The 21,672-nt window shown below is 62.8% G+C and carries 17 protein-coding genes, 1 tRNA gene and 1 other annotated feature; of the genes, 7 read left to right on the plus strand and 11 right to left on the minus strand.

Annotated features, from left to right (window positions below):
* Positions 1-76: 76 nt before the first annotated feature.
* Positions 77-2,764 (minus strand): Rne/Rng family ribonuclease, encoded by a 2,688-nt coding sequence (locus NIM87_RS01495; RefSeq protein WP_254672859.1) that lies wholly within the window; start codon positions 2,762-2,764, stop codon positions 77-79.
* Positions 2,765-3,325: 561 nt separating this feature from the next.
* Here NIM87_RS01495 and NIM87_RS01500 point away from each other — a divergent pair.
* The 3 genes from NIM87_RS01500 (at position 3,326) to NIM87_RS01510 (ending at position 7,267) form a co-directional block, all read left to right on the plus strand.
* Positions 3,326-4,555, plus strand: a complete 1,230-nt coding sequence (locus NIM87_RS01500; protein ID WP_254672860.1) for an N-acetylmuramoyl-L-alanine amidase — start codon at positions 3,326-3,328, stop codon at positions 4,553-4,555.
* Between the two features lie 84 nt (positions 4,556-4,639).
* Positions 4,640-7,120 carry a penicillin-binding protein 1A gene (locus NIM87_RS01505; RefSeq protein ID WP_332017494.1) on the plus strand — a complete coding sequence of 827 codons (2,481 nt, stop codon included), beginning with the start codon at positions 4,640-4,642 and terminating at the stop codon, positions 7,118-7,120.
* Positions 7,121-7,183: 63 nt separating this feature from the next.
* Positions 7,184-7,267 (plus strand) — tRNA-Leu (locus NIM87_RS01510).
* Between the two features lie 27 nt (positions 7,268-7,294).
* Here the strand turns inward: NIM87_RS01510 and NIM87_RS01515 are convergent.
* Both NIM87_RS01515 and NIM87_RS01520 read right to left on the minus strand, forming a co-directional pair.
* On the minus strand, positions 7,295-7,603 hold the full coding sequence (locus NIM87_RS01515) for an AzlD domain-containing protein (protein WP_254672861.1): 309 nt from the start codon (positions 7,601-7,603) through the stop codon (positions 7,295-7,297).
* Complete coding sequence (locus NIM87_RS01520; protein WP_254672862.1) at positions 7,587-8,327, minus strand: AzlC family ABC transporter permease; 741 nt, start codon at positions 8,325-8,327, stop codon at positions 7,587-7,589. The genes NIM87_RS01515 and NIM87_RS01520 overlap by 17 nt, the downstream gene beginning before the upstream one ends.
* Positions 8,328-8,602: 275 nt before the next feature.
* Here NIM87_RS01520 and NIM87_RS01525 point away from each other — a divergent pair, with 275 nt between their 5' ends.
* Positions 8,603-9,964 (plus strand): MATE family efflux transporter, encoded by a 1,362-nt coding sequence (locus NIM87_RS01525; RefSeq protein ID WP_254672863.1) that lies wholly within the window; start codon positions 8,603-8,605, stop codon positions 9,962-9,964.
* A gap of 10 nt (positions 9,965-9,974) precedes the next feature.
* Here NIM87_RS01525 and NIM87_RS01530 read toward each other — a convergent pair whose 3' ends face one another.
* From NIM87_RS01530 to NIM87_RS01540, 3 genes are all read right to left on the minus strand, one after another.
* A complete protein-coding gene (locus NIM87_RS01530; RefSeq protein WP_254672864.1) occupies positions 9,975-10,568 on the minus strand; it encodes an alpha/beta fold hydrolase in 594 nt (197 codons plus the stop codon).
* Complete coding sequence (locus tag NIM87_RS01535) at positions 10,569-10,841, minus strand: hypothetical protein (RefSeq protein ID WP_254672865.1); 273 nt, start codon at positions 10,839-10,841, stop codon at positions 10,569-10,571.
* A gap of 155 nt (positions 10,842-10,996) precedes the next feature.
* Positions 10,997-12,565: a serine hydrolase gene (locus tag NIM87_RS01540; RefSeq protein WP_254672866.1), complete on the minus strand. Its 1,569-nt coding sequence runs from the start codon at positions 12,563-12,565 to the stop codon at positions 10,997-10,999.
* A 336-nt stretch (positions 12,566-12,901) separates the two neighbouring features.
* Between NIM87_RS01540 and clpS the strand changes: the two genes are divergently transcribed.
* From clpS to NIM87_RS01555, 3 genes are all read left to right on the plus strand, one after another.
* Positions 12,902-13,318, plus strand: a complete 417-nt coding sequence (gene clpS, locus NIM87_RS01545) for an ATP-dependent Clp protease adapter ClpS (protein WP_254672867.1) — start codon at positions 12,902-12,904, stop codon at positions 13,316-13,318.
* 9 nt (positions 13,319-13,327) lie between these two features.
* Positions 13,328-15,667 carry an ATP-dependent Clp protease ATP-binding subunit ClpA gene (gene clpA / locus NIM87_RS01550; RefSeq protein WP_254672868.1) on the plus strand — a complete coding sequence of 780 codons (2,340 nt, stop codon included), beginning with the start codon at positions 13,328-13,330 and terminating at the stop codon, positions 15,665-15,667.
* A 104-nt stretch (positions 15,668-15,771) separates the two neighbouring features.
* Positions 15,772-15,829 (plus strand) — a sequence feature (sul1 is cis-regulatory element that is thought to sense ions involved in sulfur or methionine metabolism; They are found in Alphaproteobacteria).
* A gap of 58 nt (positions 15,830-15,887) precedes the next feature.
* Complete coding sequence (locus NIM87_RS01555; protein ID WP_254672869.1) at positions 15,888-17,369, plus strand: SulP family inorganic anion transporter; 1,482 nt, start codon at positions 15,888-15,890, stop codon at positions 17,367-17,369.
* Positions 17,370-17,402: 33 nt separating this feature from the next.
* Here the strand turns inward: NIM87_RS01555 and NIM87_RS01560 are convergent, their stop codons facing one another.
* The 5 genes from NIM87_RS01560 to NIM87_RS01580 form a co-directional block, all read right to left on the minus strand.
* Positions 17,403-18,050 (minus strand): YoaK family protein, encoded by a 648-nt coding sequence (locus tag NIM87_RS01560; protein WP_254672870.1) that lies wholly within the window; start codon positions 18,048-18,050, stop codon positions 17,403-17,405.
* A gap of 7 nt (positions 18,051-18,057) precedes the next feature.
* The gene (locus NIM87_RS01565; protein WP_254672871.1) at positions 18,058-18,474 is read right to left on the minus strand and encodes an HIT family protein; all 417 of its coding nucleotides are present in this window, start codon (positions 18,472-18,474) and stop codon (positions 18,058-18,060) included.
* A gap of 155 nt (positions 18,475-18,629) precedes the next feature.
* The gene (locus NIM87_RS01570; RefSeq protein WP_254672872.1) at positions 18,630-19,805 is read right to left on the minus strand and encodes a GNAT family N-acetyltransferase; all 1,176 of its coding nucleotides are present in this window, start codon (positions 19,803-19,805) and stop codon (positions 18,630-18,632) included.
* 76 nt (positions 19,806-19,881) lie between these two features.
* Positions 19,882-20,340, minus strand: coding sequence for a RidA family protein (locus NIM87_RS01575; RefSeq protein ID WP_254672873.1), 459 nt, complete (start codon positions 20,338-20,340; stop codon positions 19,882-19,884).
* Positions 20,337-21,671: a DNA polymerase IV gene (locus NIM87_RS01580; protein ID WP_254672874.1), complete on the minus strand. Its 1,335-nt coding sequence runs from the start codon at positions 21,669-21,671 to the stop codon at positions 20,337-20,339. The genes NIM87_RS01575 and NIM87_RS01580 overlap by 4 nt, the downstream gene beginning before the upstream one ends.
* Position 21,672 lies beyond the last annotated feature (1 nt).

Raw genomic sequence — 21,672 nt, forward strand, 5'->3', positions numbered from 1 at the left:
AGGGGGAGGGTGACCCAGGAGCTGGGCTCAAAGTCCAAACAACTAAAAGGGCGGCCCGGAGGCCGCCCTTGTTGTTTTAGCCGAGGCCGAGGCGGCGCTGCCACCAGCCGACTTTCTTCTTCTTGTCGCCGTCGCCTTCTGCCTGATCGGCTTCGGGCTCCGCGGGGGCAGCGCTCGAGGAAACGACCACGCCTTCAGGCGGCAGTTCCTTTTTCACGCGACGGGCGCGGGCGGGCTTTTCCTCGGCAGCCGGTGCGGCAGCAGCAGGCACTTCGGCGGCGGGCGCCTCGGCCTTGGCCGTCTTGGGTGCGCGGGCCGGTTTGGCGGGGGCCGCTTCTGCCACGTTCGCTTCAGGAGCGGCCTCGGCGGCCTCTGCCTTGGGCTTGCGGGCGCGCGGCTTGCGCTTGGGCTTTTCCTCGGCGGCAGCTTCGACCGGCGCGTCGGTGGTTGCTTCAGCTTCAACCGGCGTGGTTTCGGCAGGTGCCGATTCCTCGGTTTCGCTTACCTTCTTGCGGCGGCTGCGGCGCGGCTTTTCAGCCGGTGCGGCGTCGGCCTCGGGAGCGGCCTCAACAGTGCCGTCAGCGGTGATCTCGACGTGATCGACCACGGCATCTTCCGGTGCCGACACGGCAGCTTCGCGGCTCTCCGAGCCGGTTTCGCCGTTCTGGTCACGACGATTGCGACGGCCACCACGGCGGCCACGACGGCGGCGGCGGCGGTTTTCACCATCGGTGTCGCTTTCAGCAGCAGTGGCTTCCTCATTGCCTTCGGACTCGTCGTCCTCGCCTTCGGATTCGGTGTCAGCGGCGGCAGCGCCTTCGGAGGCCTGTTGGGCCTGAGCATCGCCATTGCGACCACCGCGACGGCGGCGACGGCGGCGACGGCGGCCACTACCATCGCCTTCACCCGCTTCGGCTGCGGCGGCGGCGGGGGCTTCGGCCTCCTCGGTCTCTTCGACCTCGACTTCATCCTCGTCTTCGTCGGCATCTTCGATGATGGCGCTGTCGACACGGACATGGGCTGCGGCGCGCTGATCGGCATAGGCCGAAACGCGGGTCTCGCCCTTTTCGATGGCGAACTGGTGGCCCGTCATCTTGCTGTCAGCGGTGATGGTGATCGAGAGATTGTTGCGCATTTCAAGCTGCGAAAGGGTCTCGCGCTTGAAGTTGAGGATGTAGAGCGCGACCTCGACCGGCACGCGCACATTGATCGACTGGCCCTGGCGGCGCAGCACGTGATCCTCGATGTGGCGCATGATCATCAGCGCCAGGCTTTCGGTGGAGCGAACCAGACCGGTGCCATCGCAGATCGGGCACTTGTGGGTCGAGCTTTCCACAACGCCGAAGCGGATACGCTGGCGGCTCATTTCCATGAGGCCGAAATGGGAGATGCGGCCGACCTGGATGCGGGCGCGGTCGTCCTTGAGGCAATCCTTGAGCTTGCGCTCGACGGCCCGGTTGGAACGGTTCTCCATCATGTCGATGAAGTCGATGACGATGAGACCGGCCAGATCGCGCAGGCGCAGTTGGCGGGCGACTTCATCGGCCGCTTCCAGATTGGTCTGGAGGGCGGTGTCCTCGATATTGTGCTCCTTGGTGGAGCGGCCCGAGTTCACGTCAATGGAAACAAGGGCTTCGGTCGGGTTGATGACGATATAGCCGCCGGAGGGCAGGGTGACCGTGGGCGAGAACATGGAGTCGAGCTGAGCTTCGACGCCATATTTCGAGAACAGCGGCTGGTCCTCGGCATAGGGTTTCACGTTCTTGGCGTGGGACGGCATGATCATCTTCATGAAGTCCTTCGCCTCGCGATAGGCGTTGTCGCCGGCGACCAGAACTTCTTCGATGTCCTTGTTGTAGAGATCGCGGATGGTGCGCTTGATCAGCGAACCTTCCTCATACACGAGGCACGGCGCCGAGCTTTCCAGCGTCAGCGTGCGCACGCTTTCCCACAGCCGCATCAGGTATTCGAAGTCGCGCTTGACCTCGGCCTTGGTGCGCGAGGCGCCAGCGGTACGCAGAATGACGCCCATGCCCTGCGGCACCTCGAGATCGGAAGTGATTTCCTTGAGGCGCTTGCGGTCAGCAGCGTTGGTGATCTTGCGCGAAATGCCACCGCCACGGGCGGTATTGGGCATCAGCACCGAATAGCGGCCAGCGAGCGAGAGATAGGTGGTCAGAGCCGCGCCCTTGTTGCCGCGTTCTTCCTTGACCACCTGCACCAGCATGACCTGGCGGCGCTTGATGACTTCCTGGATCTTGTACTGGTGGCGGCGCTGCTGGCTGGAGCGGCGACGTTCCGGCACTTCCTCGAGCGCGTCAGCGCCACCGATGGATTCCACCGGTTCGGAATTGGCCGGAGCCTGTTCGATATGGCTGGCGTCGCCGGGTTCCTGGGGATCGGCATCGGCGTCCGGCTCGGTCACGCCCTCGGGCAGCGAGATGGATTCGTCGGCCTCGTCGTGGTGATCATCCTCGTGCTCTTCGTCGCGCAGCAGGGCTTCGCGGTCGGCAACGGGGATCTGGTAGTAGTCAGGATGGATTTCGCTAAAAGCGAGGAAGCCGTGGCGATTGCCGCCATATTCGACAAAGGCAGCCTGCAGGCTGGGCTCAACCCGCGTGACTTTCGCTAGGTAGATATTGCCCCGCAACTGGCGGCGGGTCGCCGATTCGAAATCGAATTCCTCGAGCCGGTTACCGGCGGTAACGACAATCCGTGTTTCTTCCGGGTGGATGGCATCCACCAGCATTCTCTTGGTCGCCATAATGAACTCCGCGCACCCGCGCGCCGACAAGGGGACGCCGGAAGGCCGGCATCCTGGTTGTGGCGCATTGCGGGGCGAATAGGTTTGATGTTGGGAGGCGCGAACCTCTCACGTTCAGCGCCAAGGTGTTTGCGGTCATGGCCGGCAATGAAGGCGAAGCAAAGCGGCAATCGGTCTTTTCGATCGCGTCGCGCTCAGTTCGCCAGCGGGCCATATGACCTCTTCCTATTGGGTGTCAGGCCGAGAGCCTGGCACCGTCCGGCCCGGTTGGGCCGAAATTCGTCATCGCAGGGCGTTGAAACCGCAACTTCCGCTCCGGGCCATAGGGGGCAAATTGAAAACCCCGAAAACGGCCACGAAACACACGCACCTGCATTACTAGCGTGTAGGAAAGTTGCGCCGGATTGGCAACAGGAAAGTCAAAACAGCCACGGCACGCGGGTTTTACCGCGACCTTCCTTGGCCGGTGACGCAAATCATCGCATAAGGCCAGACCTGCCGAAGAATCGCCGCATCCCGGCGCCATCCAGCAGTCCAGATTTTTGGGAGCCGGTCGACGTCTTGACCAAACACGTTCTGATACGCCTTTTGACGGGCCTGCTTGCGCTCATGGCCCTGTCCGCGACACTGCACGCGCAGGACGCTGCGCCATTGCCTCCACTGCCCAATGTGATCGACGCGCGGGTGACCGGGACCGCCGAACGGGCGCGGCTGGTCATTGATCTGGCCGAGCGCACCGAATTCTCCTTTGTGTCGCTCGATGAGCCGCAGCGGCTGGCGGTGGACGTGCGGGCTGGAACGTTCTCGGTGCCGGAGCCGGAAGGCGCGCCGGGCGACGCTGGGCTGGTCTCGGCCTATGCCATAGAACAGGCCGCCGCCGACCGGGTGCGCACAACATTGACGCTGGCCGGCCCAGCGCAGGTGCAGCAGGCCTATGTGCTCGACGCCTTCGAGGACCAGCCGGCGCGGCTGGTGGTGGATATCATTGCGGCGACTGCCGAGGAATTTGCCGCCAATGTCGAGCGCGACAAGTTGGCCTCGGAAACCGTGGCGCCGGCTGTTTCAACGCCCGCCGGTGGATCGGAGCTGCCAATCGCAAGTCGGCCGCTGGTGGTGATCGACCCAGGGCATGGTGGTATCGACAGTGGCGCCGAGGCGCTGGGTGGGATCAAGGAAAAGGACATCGTGCTGGCTTTTGCCTTGCGCCTGCAGGAATTGCTGGTCGCTGCTGGGCGGTTCGATGTGGCGCTGACGCGCGAGGATGATTCCTATCTCAAGCTCGAAGAGCGAGTGGAATTGGCACGGTCCAACAAGGCGGACCTGTTCATTTCGCTACACGCTGACAGTTTCCAGCAGCCTGAAATCCGTGGCGCCAGTGTTTATACGCGTGACGAAAACGCGACCGATGTGCTCGACAAGGTGCTGGCCGACAGCGAGAACGCCAGCGATGTCATTGCGGGCTTCGCCATGCCGCAGACAATGGCGCCGGAGGTGGTGGACATATTGCTCGACTTGATGCGGCGCGAAATGCGGGTTCAGTCCTTCATGGCCGCGCAATCGATTGTGCACCAGCTGGAGCCCAGCGTGGCGCTGCGGCGCTTTCCAGTGCGACAGGCCGATTTCTTCGTTTTGCAGGCCCCAGACGTGCCATCGGTGCTGGTGGAACTGGGGTTCCTGTCCAACGCCAGCGACATGGCCAATCTGATGCAGTCAGACTGGCAGGATCGCACTGCCGAGGCGATTGCGCGCGGCATTTCCACCTATTTTGACAGTCTTGAGGAAGAGCCATGAGTGGGGGTGTTGTGATCACAATCGCGGCGCTGTTCTGCTATGGTTCGACTCTGACTGCGCTTGCCGCCCGGAGATACTGACCACATGTTCCGTCTGCTTGGCTGGTTGTTCGGTTTCGGCATGTTTCTCGCCCTGGGCGGGGTGGCGGCGGCGGCTGTCTATCTCGTCGCGGTGACCTCCCAACTGCCCGACTACACCGTGTTGCAGGACTACCAGCCGCCGGTGACGACGCGCGTGCACGCCGCCGATGGTACGCTGCTGGCCGAATATGCGCGTGAGCGGCGGCTGTTCCAGCCCATCGAAACGGTGCCGCCGCTGGTGGTCGAGGCGTTCCTTTCGGCCGAGGACAAGGATTTTTACAGCCATAGCGGCATTGCGGTGGACGGTGTGATCCGCGCGTTGCGCGACAATCTGGTTGCGCGGATGGATGGCAATAATTCCATCCAGGGTGGCGGGTCCTCGATTACCCAACAGGTGGCCAAGAACTTCCTGCTGACATCCGAGCAGACCTGGGACCGCAAGATCCAGGAAGCCGTGCTGGCGCTGCGGATCGAATCGACCTTTTCCAAGAACAAGATTCTCGAGCTTTATCTCAACGAGATTTTCCTGGGGCTGAACTCCTATGGGGTTGCCGCGGCGGCGCTCAATTATTTCGACAAGGCGCTTTATCAGCTGACGCTGCCCGAGGCGGCCTATATCGCGGCATTGCCCAAGGGGCCTAACAATTACCACCCGTTCCGGCGCGCCGAGGCGGCCATCGAGCGCCGCAACTGGGTGATCGATCGCATGGTCGAGAATGGCTATGTCACCTATGAGGAAGCGGAAAGCGCCAAGCAGGCGCCGCTCAATGTCATTCCGCGCGCGGCAGGCAGCCAGCTCTATTCGGCAGAATATTTCACCGAGGAAGTGCGGCGCGAACTGGCCAAGCTTTATGGCGAGGACCAGCTCTATGGCGGCGGGCTGTCGGTGCGCACGACGCTCGAGCCGCGTCTGCAGGAATATGCGCGGCGCGCCTTGATGGACGGGCTGATCGCATTCGACCATGGCAAGGGGTTTCGCGGGCCGGTGGCGAGCATCGAGCTGGGCGAGGACTGGGGCCTTGCGGTTTCGGCCATTGTGCCCCTGAGCGACGTGCCGGAATGGCAGCTCGCCGTGGTGCTGGAGGTGGGCGGTAACCAGGCGCGGATCGGGCTGCGGCCGGAAGACGATGTCGATGGCGCGGTGGCCACAAGCCGGGTCGAGGGCACATTGTCGGGGCCCGATATCAAGTGGGTTTCAAAGCCTGTCGAAGATCTCCTCAAGGTCGGAGACGTGGTCTATGTGTCGCCGGTGGCGGGCAAGGATGGCGCCTATACGCTCGAGCAGGTGCCCGAGATCGAGGGCGCGCTGGTGGCGATGGACCCGCGCACCGGGCGCGTGCTGGCCATGGTTGGCGGTTTCTCCTTTGCCGAAAGCGAGTTCAACCGGGCGACGCAGGCGCTGCGCCAGCCGGGGTCCTCGTTCAAGCCCATCGTGTATGCGGCAGCGCTCGACAATGGCTATACGCCGGCTTCGGTGGTGCTCGACGCGCCAGTGGAAGTGCGGATGAGCGATGGATCGGTCTGGCGGCCGGAGAACTATTCTCAGGAGTTTTATGGCCCGCAGACGCTGCGGCGCGGGATCGAGCGGAGCCGCAACGTGATGACCGTGCGGTTGGCGCGCGACATCGGCATGCCGCTGATTGCCGATTATGCGCAGCTGTTCGGCATCTATGACAACATGCAGCCGGTGCTGGCCATGGCCCTGGGCGCTGGTGAAACCACGGCCATGCGCATGACCGCGGCCTATGCGACCATTGCCAATGGCGGGCGCAAGATTGTGCCGACGCTGATCGACCGGATACAGGATCGTTACGGAAGTACGGTGTTCCGGCACGACCAGCGGGTATGCGATGGCTGCCAGGCAGAGGACTGGCACGGGCAGGGGGAGCCGCGCATTCTCGACAATCGTCCGCAAGTGCTCGATCCGATGACGGCCTATCAAATCACCTCGATGATGGAAGGCGTCGTGCAGCGTGGCACCGGGACGGCCGCGCGGTCGCTCAATCGCCCGGTCGCGGGCAAGACCGGCACAACCAATGACTACAAGGATGCCTGGTTTGTCGGCTTCACGCCCGAAATGGCCGTGGGGATCTATGTGGGCTATGACCAGCCGCGCTCGATGGGGTCGGCGTCGACCGGCGGCGGCATGGCCGTGCCGATCTTTACCGAATTCATGAGCCGGGCCATGCAGGGCAGGCCGGCGACGCCGTTCAACGTGCCCACTGGCATGACGACGGCCTGGATCAACCCGAGCACCGGCGTGAAGGCCTTCGAGGGCGAGGCGGCAATTGCCGAGGCGTTCAAGCCGGGGACCGGTCCGAATCTGATGACGTCAGTGATCGGGCTCGACGTTCAGGCGTTCGATGCCATCCAGCGCGAGCAGATGATGCAGCAGAACTACGGCAGCGGGTTCACGACCACGCAGCCCAGTGGCAATGGCACTTTCCTTGACCCGAGCCTAAGTCAACCCGAGAGCCTGCTGTAGCTGGTGAGATTGCGCTGCGCCCAGTTGCGCGGCGCGGACTTCTCGGTTAGGAACCGAGCCCGTGCCCCTCTGGCGGAATGGTAGACGCAGAGGACTCAAAATCCTCCGCTGCGAGGCGTGCCGGTTCGAGTCCGGCGGGGGGCACCATTTTCCTCACATCGCTATGCAGGCATTCTATGCGCCCAATAGCAGGCGCATGAGATAGACCGTGAGAACGCCGCTGGCCATGGCAGCGAAGAGGTTTCGCGTCAGGATGTAGACGGTGCCTGTGGCGAGGGCCGCGATGACTTCGGCAAGGCTGCCCTTGACCAGCGCAGGGGCGACCAGGGCGGCGAGTACGGCGCCGGGGATGTGACGCAGCCAGGCGGCAGCGAAACCTTCGCGCGGCAGGCGATCGGCCAAAAGCAGTCCGCCGGCCTTGACGGCGATGGTGACCATTGCCATGCCAAAAATGGCGATAACGGCCTCAGGAGACGTGAACACGGGCCGTTGCCTCCTTGCGGGTGTCGAGAATGGCGCCAGCGAGGCTGCCGGCGATGCCACCAACCAGGATATGCCAGCTGCCATCGACATGTTGGGCGGTCAGGATGGCGGCGAGGGCTGCCACCAGCCAGGGCAGGATATCGCCACGGCCCTTCCACATGCCCAGCAGAAGAGCGAGGAAGGTGGCAGTGAAGGCAAAATCGAGGCCCCAGCGGGCTGGGTCGTCGATGGTTGAGCCGAGGCCGTAGCCGATGAGATTGGTGCTCATCCAGGATATCCAGGCGAGGACACCACCGCCCATGAGAAAGGCCACACTGCCCCCGCCGCGCGCCATAGCGGCCACGGTCATGACCCAGTTCTCGTCGGTGACCAGATACATGCTCAATGCGCCGCGTCCGAGTTTGCCAGGCGGGTAGAGCGGGCGGAGAGTTGCGGTGAGCAGCAGGTAGCGCAGGTTGACGATCAGGGCGGCCAGCACCAGCGGGCCGATTGGCAGGGTGGCGGGCGTCGCCGTCCACAGGTCAAGGGCAACGAATTGGGCGGAACCGGCGAAGACCAGGCCGCTCATCATCATGACCTCGATCAGGCTCAGACCGGCGCTGCGCGCCAACATGCCCCAGACCATGCCATAGGCCGCCACCGATATGGCGACGGGGATGCAGGCGCGGGCGCCGGCGAGAAACTGTTCCATGGAAGGCTGGGGTGGTGGGGTGGTGTGCGACATGGGCCCTGTCTAGCACACTGGGAGGTGGCCGGTGATGACAAGCATTGATGCCATCCATCGCGCCTGGGAATGGCAGAAAGGGCTGCATTGACGGTCTCTGAACGGAGGCGTAGAGAGGCGCCGTCATTGCCCAGCCTCCAGCGCCCGTCCAGCCGGCACCGCATTTTGCGCGGTGTGAATAGGTCCCCCCGGCAGCCTGAACATTTTTCAGCCTCCAGCCGGATTTGGGGTCCAGAGCCGTGACGTAAAGACTTGATCAAATTTGGAGCGCTCTGATGAACGCCGCATCTCCTCGTCCGCTGTGGCAGCGGTTTGCCTTTTTCCTCATCCCGCTGATGGCCTCGAATATCCTGCAGGCGCTGTCGGGAACTGTGAATTCAATCTATGTCGGCCAGATGATTGGCGTCGAAGCCCTGGCAGCGACCGCCACGTTCTTCCCGATCATGTTTTTCCTGATGAGTTTCCTCATTGGGCTTTCAGCGGGTTCGACCATCCTGATCGGACAGGCATGGGGCGCGCGTAATCTCGACAAGGTCAAGCAGGTGACCGGCACTACGCTGGCTGCGGCAATTGTGCTGGGCCTGGTCGTGGCCGTGGTTGGGGGCATCTGGACCGAGCAGATCATGACCGTGCTGGGCGCGCCCGACAATATCCGGCAACTGGCGGTTGGCTATGCGCGCATCGTTCTCATCGGCATGCCAAGCTTTTTCATGTTCCTCGTCGTGACCTCAGTGCTGCGCGGCGTGGGCGACACGATCACGCCGCTGTTTTCGCTGATTCTTTCGATGGTGGTGAGCCTTGTGGTCACGCCAGCATTGATCCAGGGCTGGTTCGGCTTGCCGCAACTGGGCGTCAACGCTGCGGCCGTTGCCATGATTGCCGGGTTCACGACGGTGCTGGTGTTCCTGTTTGTCTATATGCGCGTGCGCAACATGCCGCTGGCGCCAGACGGGGTGTTGCTGGGGGCGATGCTGCGCCCGGACTTCAAACTGCTTGGGCTGATCCTCAAGCTGGGCGTGCCGGCTGGCATGCAGATGGTCATCTCGTCCATCGCCGGCATTGTCGTGGTCGGCCTCGTCAACCGCTTCGGCTCAGATGCTACCGCAGCCTATGGAGCGCTGGGGCAGGTGATGAGCTATGTGCAGTTTCCGGCCATGTCCATTGGCATCGCTGCGTCGATCTTTGCGGCGCAGGCGATTGGTGCGCGGCAGAACGGGCAGTTAGCGGCGATAACCCGTACGGCACTGGTGCTGAACCTTATCATCACCGGCGGGCTGATCGTGCTGGCCTACCTGTTCAGCCAGCATCTGGTGGCGCTGTTCATTACCGATCCGGCTGTGGTGGCGTTGACGGAGACGCTGCTGCACGTGGTGCTGTGGAGTATTTTGTGCTTCGGATGGAGCGTCATTTTCTCGGGCATCATGCGTGCCAGCGGCACGGTTTATGCGCCGATGGTGCTCTCGCTCGCCTGTATCCTCTTGATCGAACTGCCTGGCGCGGTGTGGCTCAGCCAGACCAGCCTGGGGCTGACGGGAATCTGGGTTGCCTATGCGGCGAGCTTCACGATGATGCTGGTGCTACAGGCGAGCTGGTATCAGTTCGTGTGGAAGCGCAAGGATATCGTGGCGCTCGTCTAGGGCGCCGCGACTAACCCAGGTGTGCGGCGATAAGCGCGGCGACGGTGTGGGGGTGGGTCTGCGCCAGGTCGTGGCCGCCACCCGGGATGACATGCATGCTGGCATCGGGTAGCAGCTCCATGAGCCGCTGCCCGACGGCCACCGGGCTGATGGGATCGGCATCACCCCAAAGCAGCAGGGTCGGCACGTCCAGTGTGCTGATTTCTCCCGAGAGGTCCCGTGTCGGCTCGGCAATCCATGGTGCTGCTGTGAGGTAACTGGCGAAATAGTCGCCGCGCCAGTCGGCGCCACCCAGATCCAGCATCGGCACCCCGCCTGAAGTCACCGCCAGAACCAGGCGGCGCACCATGCCGGGCGCGGCGAGCGCTGTCCTGAGGGTTACGTAGCCGCCCATGGACTGCGCCACGAGATCGACCGGCGCGTCGATGCGCGCGAGCGTACGCGTGACCAGATCTTGGATGGAGGAAATATCGGGATCGGCTGGTTCCTGCCCGAGACCGGGCCAGGAGAGAAGTTCAAAGCGGCCGCCGACCTGGTCCGCGACTGGCTTCCAGAAGCCGGCGCTGCCGCCGGCTCCGGGCAGATAGAGTATCGGTGTGGGCAATCAACTTTCGCCGAGAATCATGCGCAGGGCGCGCTTGCCACCGGGAGCGAAGACGTCCACCTCGACATGAACAGGGTCCTGCGCCATGCGCCGGGTTCGGGCCGAGAGGGCCATGACTACGCCGAGCAGATCGCCCACCGAGCGCTTCTGACGCGGCAGAATACGTTCCGTCACGCCCTTGAGGGCCTTGTTGCGGACCCGCATGTCCGGTGAGGCGAGTGGCGAGCGACCAACAAAATTGGCCAGTTCGACAAGAGCATTGCGGTCACTCATTGGGCTACTCCATACACAAGCACCAACTGCATTCCCCAAGGCGGCAATACGCGCCGCCCCATTCGTTTCAGCCAGCGGTTGATCCGCCGTGCTGTACTTGTTCAGTCACGCATCGGACCGAAAACCGCTGAGCACTTTTCGGTCCGATGCTTATGTCAGCCCTGCATCGCCAGGCAGGCCAGATCCTGGTCCTTGAGGCGATTGCACATATTGGTCGCGGCATCGCGGTCACCGAAGCCGACGAAGCGTGCCCGGTAGAAAACCTGACCGTTCTTCTCGAAGCGCTCGACATAGGAGCGGAAGTCACCGAGTGAGCCGACCTTGCTGGCGGCGTCGGAAAGCAGGGAGCGGGCGCTGTCCTCGGACGGGCCGGCGCCGATCTGCACCATCCAGCCAGTGACTGGGGCGGCATCGGCGACCGAGCCGGAGTGCATCAGGTCGACGGGCTGTGCCGCGCCACCACCATCGGTACCAACCGCACCGGGTGGCAACAGGGGCGAGGAGGGGGCGGTCTGGCCGAGGGCAGCCGGCGGCGCGCCCAGGTTATAGGTTTCGCTTAGCCAAGCACCGATAACGTCCTGGCTGGGGTAAAGCGGCTCGGCCTGGGACGGGGCGGCCAGCACGTTGGCGGCCTGAACAGCGGGCGACAGGCCGAGGTCGGCAGGGGCGGGCACCGGCAAGGTCACCGGGGCGGCCGAAGCAACGGCAATCTGTGCCTGCGGCTGGGCGCCATTGCCGGAGACCAGTGCAGCAAGCCGGAAGTCGGGCATGGGCGTGGGCATGGCGAAGGTGGGTTTGCGCGGCTGGGCCAGCGCGAACTGCGTGCCGCCCTGGCGGCCGGGCAGTGGCACCATGGCCGTCTGCAGGTAGTCGCCGCGACGGCCCTTGGAAAGGTAGTTATTGACCAGCTGACGGACCTTTTCGTCGCGCGAGGCGGCGGAGTTGAAGCCGAAGGCAACGACGACAATGTGACGATTGTCCTTGCGGGCGGCAGTCAGCAAGTTGGAGCCGGCGGCATTGATGTAGCCGGTCTTGATGCCATCGACGGCGCCCATATAGCCAAGCACGCGGTTGTGGTTGCCATAGGTCTTGCCGCCAAAGCGGAAGGCCGTGGTCTGGAAATAATCGTAATAGGTCGGGAAGTGCTGGTAGATGGCGATACCCAGGATGGCCTGGTCGCGCACCGTGGTCACCTGGCCACCGTCGGGCAGGCCCGAGGCGTTGCGATAGGTGGTGTTGCGCATGCCCATGGCGCGGGCCGTGGTTGTCATGCGTTCGGCGAATTTGGTTTCGGTGCCCGAGATGTGCTCGGCGATGACGCGGGCCATGTCATTGGCGGAAAGGGTCACCAGCGATTTGATGGCGTCTTCCACCGAAATGGTGGAGCCGGCGCGCAGGCCCAGCTTGGTGGGAACGGCGGCCGCCGCATGGCGCGAGACCGTCATTTTGGTCGAGAGGCTGAGATTGCCGGCTTGTAATTCCTGGAACAGGACGTAAAGCGTCATCACCTTGGCGACGGACGCGGGATAGCGCCTGGAATCTGCCTGGTCTTCGTAGAGGACCTTGCCGGATTTTGCGTCGACGACGATGCCCGCATATTTGCGCAGGTTTTCGATGGCCTGAACCGGTGCCGCAGCAGAAAGGCTGAGGGCAAAAGTCACAAGGACAGCAGCGGCGGCGCGCAAAAACGCAACGCGCCAGGGGGTCTTTGCCAGGGAAATCACCCGGTACTCCAATTACTCAATCGGGCAACAGGCCCGTACGCAACTCGTTTGACGCTGCCGGATTTCGAGTGTCCCCAAACCCCGAAAGTCCAGCCTTTCAGGAGGTTAGCCTGACGCCGTTACGAATCCGTAAAATGCCGTCGATTTTCGGATGGTTGTGTCGGGAGCGCCTCTAACCCCACATTTCAGTGGGTCACGCGGCATAAAATCGTCCGCAGTAGGAGCAGGTTAGGGCCACTCACATTTTCGGGATGGGTTGGCCCTTAACACCGGCCCGATTTTGCCTACATAATGGGACCAACCTGCTGCTTCGTTTTCTCCAGGCGGCCGAAAGCCATGACCATGTCTACCTCACTATCCGCTCCCCGCCAGACGTCCTTGCACCTGCCTGCGCCCTTGCGCGTGACCGGCGGGCCAAAGGACGACGATGGCGGCCGCCGGGGCGGAAACGACGCTGATTTCGAAACCGGGACGGTGACCAAGACGCGTCCCAAAACCAAGCGCCCGAACCTTTATCGGGTGCTGCTGCTCAACGACGACTACACGCCGATGGAATTCGTCGTTCTGGTCCTGCAGGACGTCTTCAACAAGTCACGCGAAGACGCCATGCAGATCATGCTGCACGTGCACCAAAAGGGGGTGGGTGAGTGCGGCGTATATCCTTACGAGGTGGCCGAGACCAAGGTCACCCGCGTGATGGATACGGCACGCAAGAACCAGCATCCGCTGCAATGCGTGATGGAAAAACAGTAGGAACATCATATGCCCTCATTTTCGCGCGGACTCGAGAAGGCCCTGCATCAGGCGATGAACCTGGCGCGTGAGCGCAACCACGAGTTTGCCACCCTCGAGCACCTGCTTCTGGCACTGACGGATGATCGCGATACTGTCGCGGTGCTGACCGGATGCGATGTCGATATCGACGCGCTCAAAAGCGACCTTGAAGATTTTATCAATGAAGAGCTGGACAGCCTCGTCGTGCAGAACGGCCAGGATGCGCGGCCGACCGCGGCGTTCCAGCGCGTGATCCAGCGCGCGGTAATCCATGTGCAATCGTCGGGTCGCGAGGAAGTGACCGGCGCCAATGTGCTGGTCGCGATCTTTGCCGAACGCGAAAGCCATGCCGCCTATTTCCTCGAGCAGCAGGACATGAGCCGGCTCGACGCGGTCAATTTCATTTCCCACGGCATTACCAAGTCCGGCCCCAGCGAGGAGCGCAAGGTGCGCGGCGCCGAGGATGGTGAAGGTGCGGCCGAGGGTGGCGCCGAAAGCAAGAAAAGCTCGGCGCTGGCGGATTTCTGCGTCAATCTCAATGAGAAAGCCCGGCTGGGCAAGATCGACCCGCTGATCGGGCGCGATGCCGAATTGCGCCGCACCATCCAGGTGCTGTGCCGCCGCTCGAAGAACAATCCGCTCTATGTGGGTGACGCTGGCGTCGGCAAGACCGCCATCGCCGAAGGCCTCGCGCGCAAGATCATCGAGAATGATGTGCCTGAGGTGCTTCAGGAAGCGGTCATCTATGCGCTCGACATGGGTGCGCTGCTGGCCGGTACGCGCTATCGCGGTGACTTCGAAGAGCGCCTGAAGGCGGTGATGAAGGAACTCGAGAAGATGCCCAATGCGGTGCTCTTCATCGACGAAATCCACACCATGATCGGTGCCGGCGCGACGTCGGGCGGGGCGCTCGATGCTTCGAACCTCCTCAAGCCCGCTTTGGCAAGCGGGGCGATCCGCTGCATCGGCTCGACCACGTACAAGGAATATCGCCAGTTCTTCGAAAAGGATCGGGCGCTAGTGCGTCGTTTCCAGAAGATCGACGTCAATGAGCCGACGGTTCCTGACGCCATCGAGATCGTGAAGGGACTGCGGCCCTATTTCGAGGAATTTCACAAGATCACCTACACGGATGACGCTCTCAAGGCTGCCGTGGAGCTGAGCGCGCGCTATATCACCGACCGCAAGTTGCCGGACAAGGCAATCGATGTGATCGATGAGACCGGCGCCAGCCAGAAGCTGCTGCCCGAAGATCAGCGCAAGAAGGTGATCGACGTCGAGGACATCGAAGCGACCGTCGCGACCATTGCCCGCATCCCGCCCAAGTCGGTGTCCAAGTCGGATGCCGAACTGCTCTCCGGGCTGCAGCAGAGCCTCCAGACGGTGGTGTTCGGCCAGGATTCGGCGATCACGGCGCTGTCGTCGGCGATCAAGCTGGCACGCGCCGGCCTTCGCGAGCCGGAAAAGCCGATTGGCTCGTATCTGTTTACGGGTCCGACCGGCGTGGGCAAGACCGAAGTCGCCAAGCAGCTGGCCGATACGCTCGGCGTCGAACTGCTGCGCTTCGACATGTCCGAATATATGGAGCGCCACACGATCAGCCGCTTGCTCGGCGCCCCTCCGGGCTATGTCGGGTTCGATCAGGGTGGTCTGTTGACCGATGGCGTCGATCAACATCCGCATTGCGTGGTGTTGCTGGACGAAATCGAAAAGGCCCACCCGGACCTGTACAATGTGCTGCTGCAGGTGATGGACCACGGCAAGCTGACCGATCACAACGGCAAGGCGGTCGATTTCCGCAATGTCATCCTGATCATGACCTCCAATGTCGGCGCAGCCGACCTGGCGCGGGCACCCATCGGCTTTGGGCGCAAGCGCGAGCAGGGGGACGACGAGGATGCGATCAATCGCACCTTCAGCCCCGAGTTCCGCAACCGGCTCGACGCGATCATCTCGTTCGCGCCCCTGCCGCGCGAAGTGGTGCGCCGGGTGGTCGAGAAGTTCGTGCTGCAGCTCGAAGGCCAATTGGCCGAGCGCGGCGTTACCATCAACCTGACGCCCGAGGCGGCCGACTGGTTGGCGGAACGTGGCTATGACGAACGCATGGGCGCGCGTCCGCTTGGACGCGTGATCCAGGAGCACATCAAGAAGCCACTGGCTGATCAGGTGCTGTTCGGTGAACTGGTAAATGGCGGCTCCGTGACGGTTGCCGTGGTGGGCGAGGGCAACGAGGCCAAGCTGGAACTGGTGGCCGTGCCACCGCGCCCGGCAAAGCCCAAGGCGTTGCCCAAGCCCAAGAAGCCAAAGGCGACGGCTGACAAGAGCTGAGAACCAGTTCGAGCGAGAATGACAGAGGCCGGGAGCGATCCCGGCCTTTTCGTTTGTGGCTGCAGTTGCCCGATAGGGCGGCGACACCTATAAGCGTTGCATTCGTCGGACTCGGGATTTCTTCCCGGGTGGCTTCTCCGGGCGCCGATCCCCCGGTCACAAGTATCATCGCGCTTTAAACATCGGCACGCCCGTGCCCACCGCGCCCTAGGTCTTGTTCATGTTCAATTTCGATAACTACCGCGCCGAATGGGTGCGGAACGTGCGGGGAGACCTGCTCTCCGGTCTCGTCGTGGCTCTGGCGTTGGTGCCGGAGGCCATTGCCTTCTCGATTATTGCGGGAGTGGACCCCAAGGTGGGTCTTTATGCCTCCGTGGTGATCGCCATCGTCATTTCGATCTTTGGCGGGCGACCGGCGATGATTTCGGCGGCGACCGCGGCGACAGCAGTGCTGATGGGTTCCTTGGTGCGTGAGCATGGGCTGGATTACTTGCTTGCGGCCACCATTCTGGCGGGGTTGCTGCAAGTGGCCGCGGGCTATCTGAAGCTTCATACGGTGATGCGGTTTGTGTCGCGTTCGGTGATGACCGGCTTCGTCAATGCACTCGCCATCCTGATTTTCATGGCGCAGTTGCCCGAGTTGATCGGGGTTCCTTGGATGACGTATCCCATGCTGGCCCTGGCATTGGCGATCATCTACCTGTTTCCGCGCCTGACGACCTTGGTGCCTTCGCCTTTGGTGGCGATCATCGTGGTCGGCCTCATTGTGTTCTTTGGGGGGCTGGATGTGCATCTGGTTGGTGACATGGGCGAATTGCCCACGACCTTGCCGTTCTTCTTCATTCCCAATGTGCCGCTGACGCTGGACATGCTCTGGATCATCCTGCCCTACTCAGTGGGCGTGGCCGCCGTGGGGCTGCTGGAATCGCTGATGACGGCACAGATCATCGACGAGTTCACCGACACGGGCAGCGACAAGCAGCAGGAAAGCGTGGGGCAGGGCATCGCCAATATTGTCTCGGGCTTCTTCGGTGGCATGGCGGGTTGCGCCATGATTGGCCAGTCTGGGATCAATGTCCGCTCCGGCGGGCGCGGGCGGCTGTCGACCTTCCTGGCGGGGGCTTATCTGCTGGTGCTGCTGGTGGTGCTGGGCGACCTGCTGCGCAATATTCCCATGCCAGCGCTGGTGGCGATCATGATCATGGTTTCCATCGGCACGTTCGACTGGCGTTCGCTACGCAATCTGCGCGATCACCCGCGATCGTCCTCGATGGTGATGCTGTCCACTGTCGCCTTTGTGGTGTTCACCCACAATCTGGCGATTGGCGTTCTGGTGGGCGTGTTGCTGTCCGGCGTGTTCTTTGCCTGGAAGATTTCGCAGATATTTGAAGTGCGCAAGGAAATGAGCGAGGACGGCAAGACCCGGGTCTATCACGTGCAGGGGCAGTTGTTCTTTGCCTCGGCGGAGCAGTTCATGGCGGCGTTCGACTTTGACGAAAAAGTCGAACGGGTGGTGATCGACCTCACCCATGCGCATATCTGGGATATTTCCAGCGTTGCCGGGGTCGACAAGGCCGTCATCAAGTTCAGAAAGGCCGGGGTCGATGTCTCGCTCTCAGGTCTGAACAAGGCCAGCGCCACTATCGTCGATAATCTGGGCGTCCATCACAAAGCCAATGGGGACCTGCTGGTCGGGCATTGATCGTGCGGCGGGGCCCGGCCATGGCCGGGCCTGTCAAATGGCCGAACGACGGCCGGCCCAGAGGTGGCCAAAGGTAAAAGCCACATAGACCGCCGCTGGCAGACAAAGTGTGTAGATGCCGACGAACCGGTAGAGCAGGGCGCCTATGGCGGCCCCGGCGTATAGGCCTGACCACACCGCGAGATGCTGGAGCCAGCGCTGCGGTGGCGCGGCTCCGCGCAGTGCCAGTGCCAGATCCTGGCCAGCGGTGTACAGCGTGCCGGTGACAAATGTAGCGCCCAGGCGCACGGCGCCGCGCATGGGCAGGATGGCGTTTTGTGCACCGGCGCTCGCCGCCAAGACCAGCATGGTCTTGTTGGGCGGGAAGCCGTTCATCGTCAGGGCAAGGGTGAGTGCCACGCCGGCTGATACGGCGGCGCTTACGGCGGCGGGGCCCCAGCGGGTGCTGGAAAAGGCAGCGAGAGCGCCCAACACGCTGCCGATGAAGAAGAGCACGATGAGCGATGCTGTCAGCAGCACCACCGGCCAGGCACCATCGACAAGGGCGGCGCCACCCTGAGTGGTATTGCCACTCATGAACGAGGTGAAATAGCCGCCCAGTTCGATAAAGCCGACCGCGTCGATCAGACCGGCCGAGGCCGTCAGGACCGTACCAAGTGCGAGATGGCGAGTTGGGGTCATGGCGCGCCTATAGTTCGGAGGCGATATCGCGAGCCAATGCCGCCAATTCGGCATCGTCGGCCTTGCCGCCCGAATGGGCGCCCAGTGCGACCCCTTCATAAATGGGGATGATGTGGAAATGGAGGTGGAACACCGTCTGTCCCGCCGGCGCTTCGTTGAACTGCATGACCCGTAAGCCATCGGCCCTTGTGGCAGCCTTGACCGCCTGCGCCACCCGCTGCACCAGCGGCATCACCGCTGACAGGTCGGCAGGATTGGCATCCAGAAGGTTGCGGGACGCAGCCTTGGGCACGACGAGCGTATGGCCTTTTGATTGGGGGAAGATGTCCATCATCACCAATGCAATGTCATCCTCGTGCACCTTGTGGCAGGGCAGGTCGCCGTTGAGGATTTTCGCGAAGATATTGGTGGGATCGTAGGTCATGCGGGCCTCGTGCATTTTCGGCCACCGTAGCCGAGCAATTTCAGGCCCGGAAGTCCCGCCGGGCGTTGTGCGCCAGATTGTGCCGTTGGGAGGCACGCCGGTGGACGGTCGCTGCCCTCCCCGTTGCGGGAAAGGGTAATTGCCGGGGTGTTGGTCTAGCGCTCCTGCCGTTCGCCCTTGCGAAACGGGGTGAAACTTTCCAGCATCTCCTGCTGCTGTTCGACGGCAGGACGTTCGTCTTCGAGGTAATCGGCGACGGCGCGGCGAAGGCCGGGGTGCGCTATCCAGTGGACGGAGTGCGTCAGGACCGGCTCGTAGCCGCGTGCCAGCTTGTGTTCGCCCTGGGCGCCGGCTTCGACCACCGTCAGCTTGTGGGCAATGGCGTAGTCGATGGCCTGGTAGTAGCAGACTTCAAAGTGAAGGAAGGGCACATCGCGGGTGGCGCCCCAGTTGCGGCCGAAAAGGCGGTCTTTGCCGCGGAAATTGATGGCGCCCGCGATGGGCGTGTCGCCCTCATAGGCCAGCATCAGCACGACGCGGTCGGCCATATATTGCCCGAGCAGGGAAAAGAACGTGCGATTGAGATAGGGGCGGCCCCATTTGCGGGCGCCGGTATCCTCGTAGAAATCGTAAAAGGCATCCCAGTGCTGTTCTTCGATTTCGGCGCCGGTGAGCCAGCGGATGGTGATGCCATCAGCCAGGGCGTCGCGACGTTCGCGGCGGATGGTCTTGCGCTTGCGCGAGGAGAGCGTGTCGAGAAATTCCTCAAAGCTGGAATAATCGTGGTTGTGCCAGTGAAACTGGGTATCGACCCGGCGGAGCCAGTCGAGTGAGCCGGCGAGGCTGGCTTCCGCCTCGGGCACAAAGGTCAGGTGGACGGATGAGGCGTCGTGCCGGCCAGCCAGTTGCTGCGCCGTGGAGAGCAGGGCGGACTGTGCTTCGAGGTTGCCTGATGGCACCAAAAGCTTTGGCGCGGTGGCTGGCGTGAAGGGCACGGAGCCCTGGAGCTTCGGATAGTAGTGGCCGCCGGCTCGTTCCAGCGCATTGGCCCAGCCATGGTCAAAGACATATTCGCCCATGGAATGGGACTTGAGGAACAGCGGGAGGAGGCCGATGGGTGTGTCGGTCTGGTCCTTGAGCAGGATGTGTTGCGCTTGCCAGCCAGTCTGGCCGGTGGCGCAGCCTGATTCTTCAAGAGCCAGGAAAAAGGCGTGGTCAAGGAAAGGGTTATCCGCGCGGCCGTCGGTGGATGGCACGAGACTGTTCCACACCGCTGCCGGGATGGAGGCCGTGGTGGGGTGGATATTGGCGGTGTAATTGCTTGCAGACACTGGGACGAAAATCCCTGAACTTGGGTCTGGCCGATATGGGGATGTGCGGTCCCGGGTTCAACCGGGACCGGCAGTGCTACACTTCGACAACCGCTTCGATTTCGACCGCTGCGCCGAAGGGTAGTGCCGCGACACCGAAGGCTGCGCGGGCATGCTTGCCCTTGTCGCCCAAGACGCCGACCAACAGGTTGGAGGCGCCATTGGCGACCAGATGGTGCTCGAAGAATTCGGGGGTGGAGGCGACAAGCACCGTCAGTTTGACAATGCGCTTGACCTCATGCAGCGGCACGCCGGCCATGTGCACGACCTGGGCGAGGATGTTGACGGCGCACAGTTCGGCAGCGTTGCCGCCCTGCACGACGTTCATGTTATCGCCGAGCAGGCCCTGCACGACGCCCTGGTCGTTGCTGGAGAGCTGGCCGGAAATATAAAGGAGATTGCCGCTGCGGCTCACCGGCACATAGCTGGCCACGGGCGCCTTGGGCGCGGGCAATTCATAGCCATATTCGCGGAGCTTTTCGATCGGGTCGGTCATCTGGTCTTGCCTTCGAGGTCGTCTGCTTCTTCTTCGGATACCGGTGCCGACGGCGTGTCGGGCCGGGCGGTGTAGAGCTTGCCGCGCACCACAGCGGTGCGGCCAAAACGGGTGCGGACCTTGTCCATCGCTCGTTCAGCGGCCGCCTTGCGGGCGACCTGCGGCTCCAGCAGATCGCCTGGATCAGAGCCGTCAGCGGCATCGAGACCAGATACGCCAATGCCAATAAGGCGAAAAGGCGTGCCATCGATCTCGCGCTGCAAGAGGCTCAGACCCGCTTCGTAAAGCACATTGGCAAGCTGCGTCGGCATCATCAGGTGTCGGGCGCGTGTGCGCAACTTAAATCCGGCGGTCTTGAGCTTCAAAGTCACCGTGTCGCCGACAAGACCCTTGGCCTTGAGGCGCTCGGACAGGCGTTCGGAGCATTTGAGCAATTCGGTGGAGAGTTCGTCCAGCGATGCGAGATCGCGGAAGAATGTGGTCTCGGAAGAAACCGTCTTCATTTCACCGTCGATGGAGACCCGGCGGCTGTCCTGCCCTTGCGAGAGGCGGGCGAGGCGGGCGCCTGATTCGCCATAAAGCCGCATGAGCCGGGTTGGGTCCTCCTGCTGGAGCTGGCCGATGGTGTGGTAGCCATCCTTCTTGAGAGTTTCGGAGAAGACCTTGCCCACGCCATAGATGAGGCTGATCGGCTTGGGGGCCAGAAATTCGAGGGTTTCGGCAACGCCGATGACGGCAAAGCCCCGCGGCTTGTCGAGGTCGGAGGCGACCTTGGCGAGAAACTTGTTGTGGCTGAGGCCCACGGAGATGGTGACGCCGATGTCCTGTTCGATGGTGCGGGCAAAGCGCGCAAGGCTAAGGGCGGGCGGGGCCTTGTGGACGCGCTCGGTGCCGGTCATGTCGAGGAAGGCCTCGTCGATGGATATAGGCTCCACCAAGGGGGTCAGCGCATCCATGTGGCGCCTGATCTGGCGGCTGACCTCGACATATTTGGCCATGTTGGGCTTGATGATGACCGCCTCGGGGCAGAGTTCGCGGGCCTTGAACATGGGCATGGCCGAGCGGACACCCGACTGGCGGGCGATGTAGCAGCAGGTGGAGACGACACCGCGCTGGCCGCCGCCGATGATCAGTGGCTTGCCCTGGAGGGATGGGTCATCGCGCTTTTCGACCGAGGCGTAGAAGGCATCGCAATCGACATGGGCGATGGAGAGCGAGAAGAGTTCGTCATGGCTCCTGAGGCGCGGCGAACCGCAGCTCGGGCAGCGGCCGGGCGGATGCTCGGCGGCCCCGCTGGTGAGGCAATCGCGGCAGAACCAATCGGTCGCCATT

The organism is Devosia ureilytica (assembly GCF_024273195.1).
GTDB classification, from domain to species: domain Bacteria; phylum Pseudomonadota; class Alphaproteobacteria; order Rhizobiales; family Devosiaceae; genus Devosia; species Devosia ureilytica.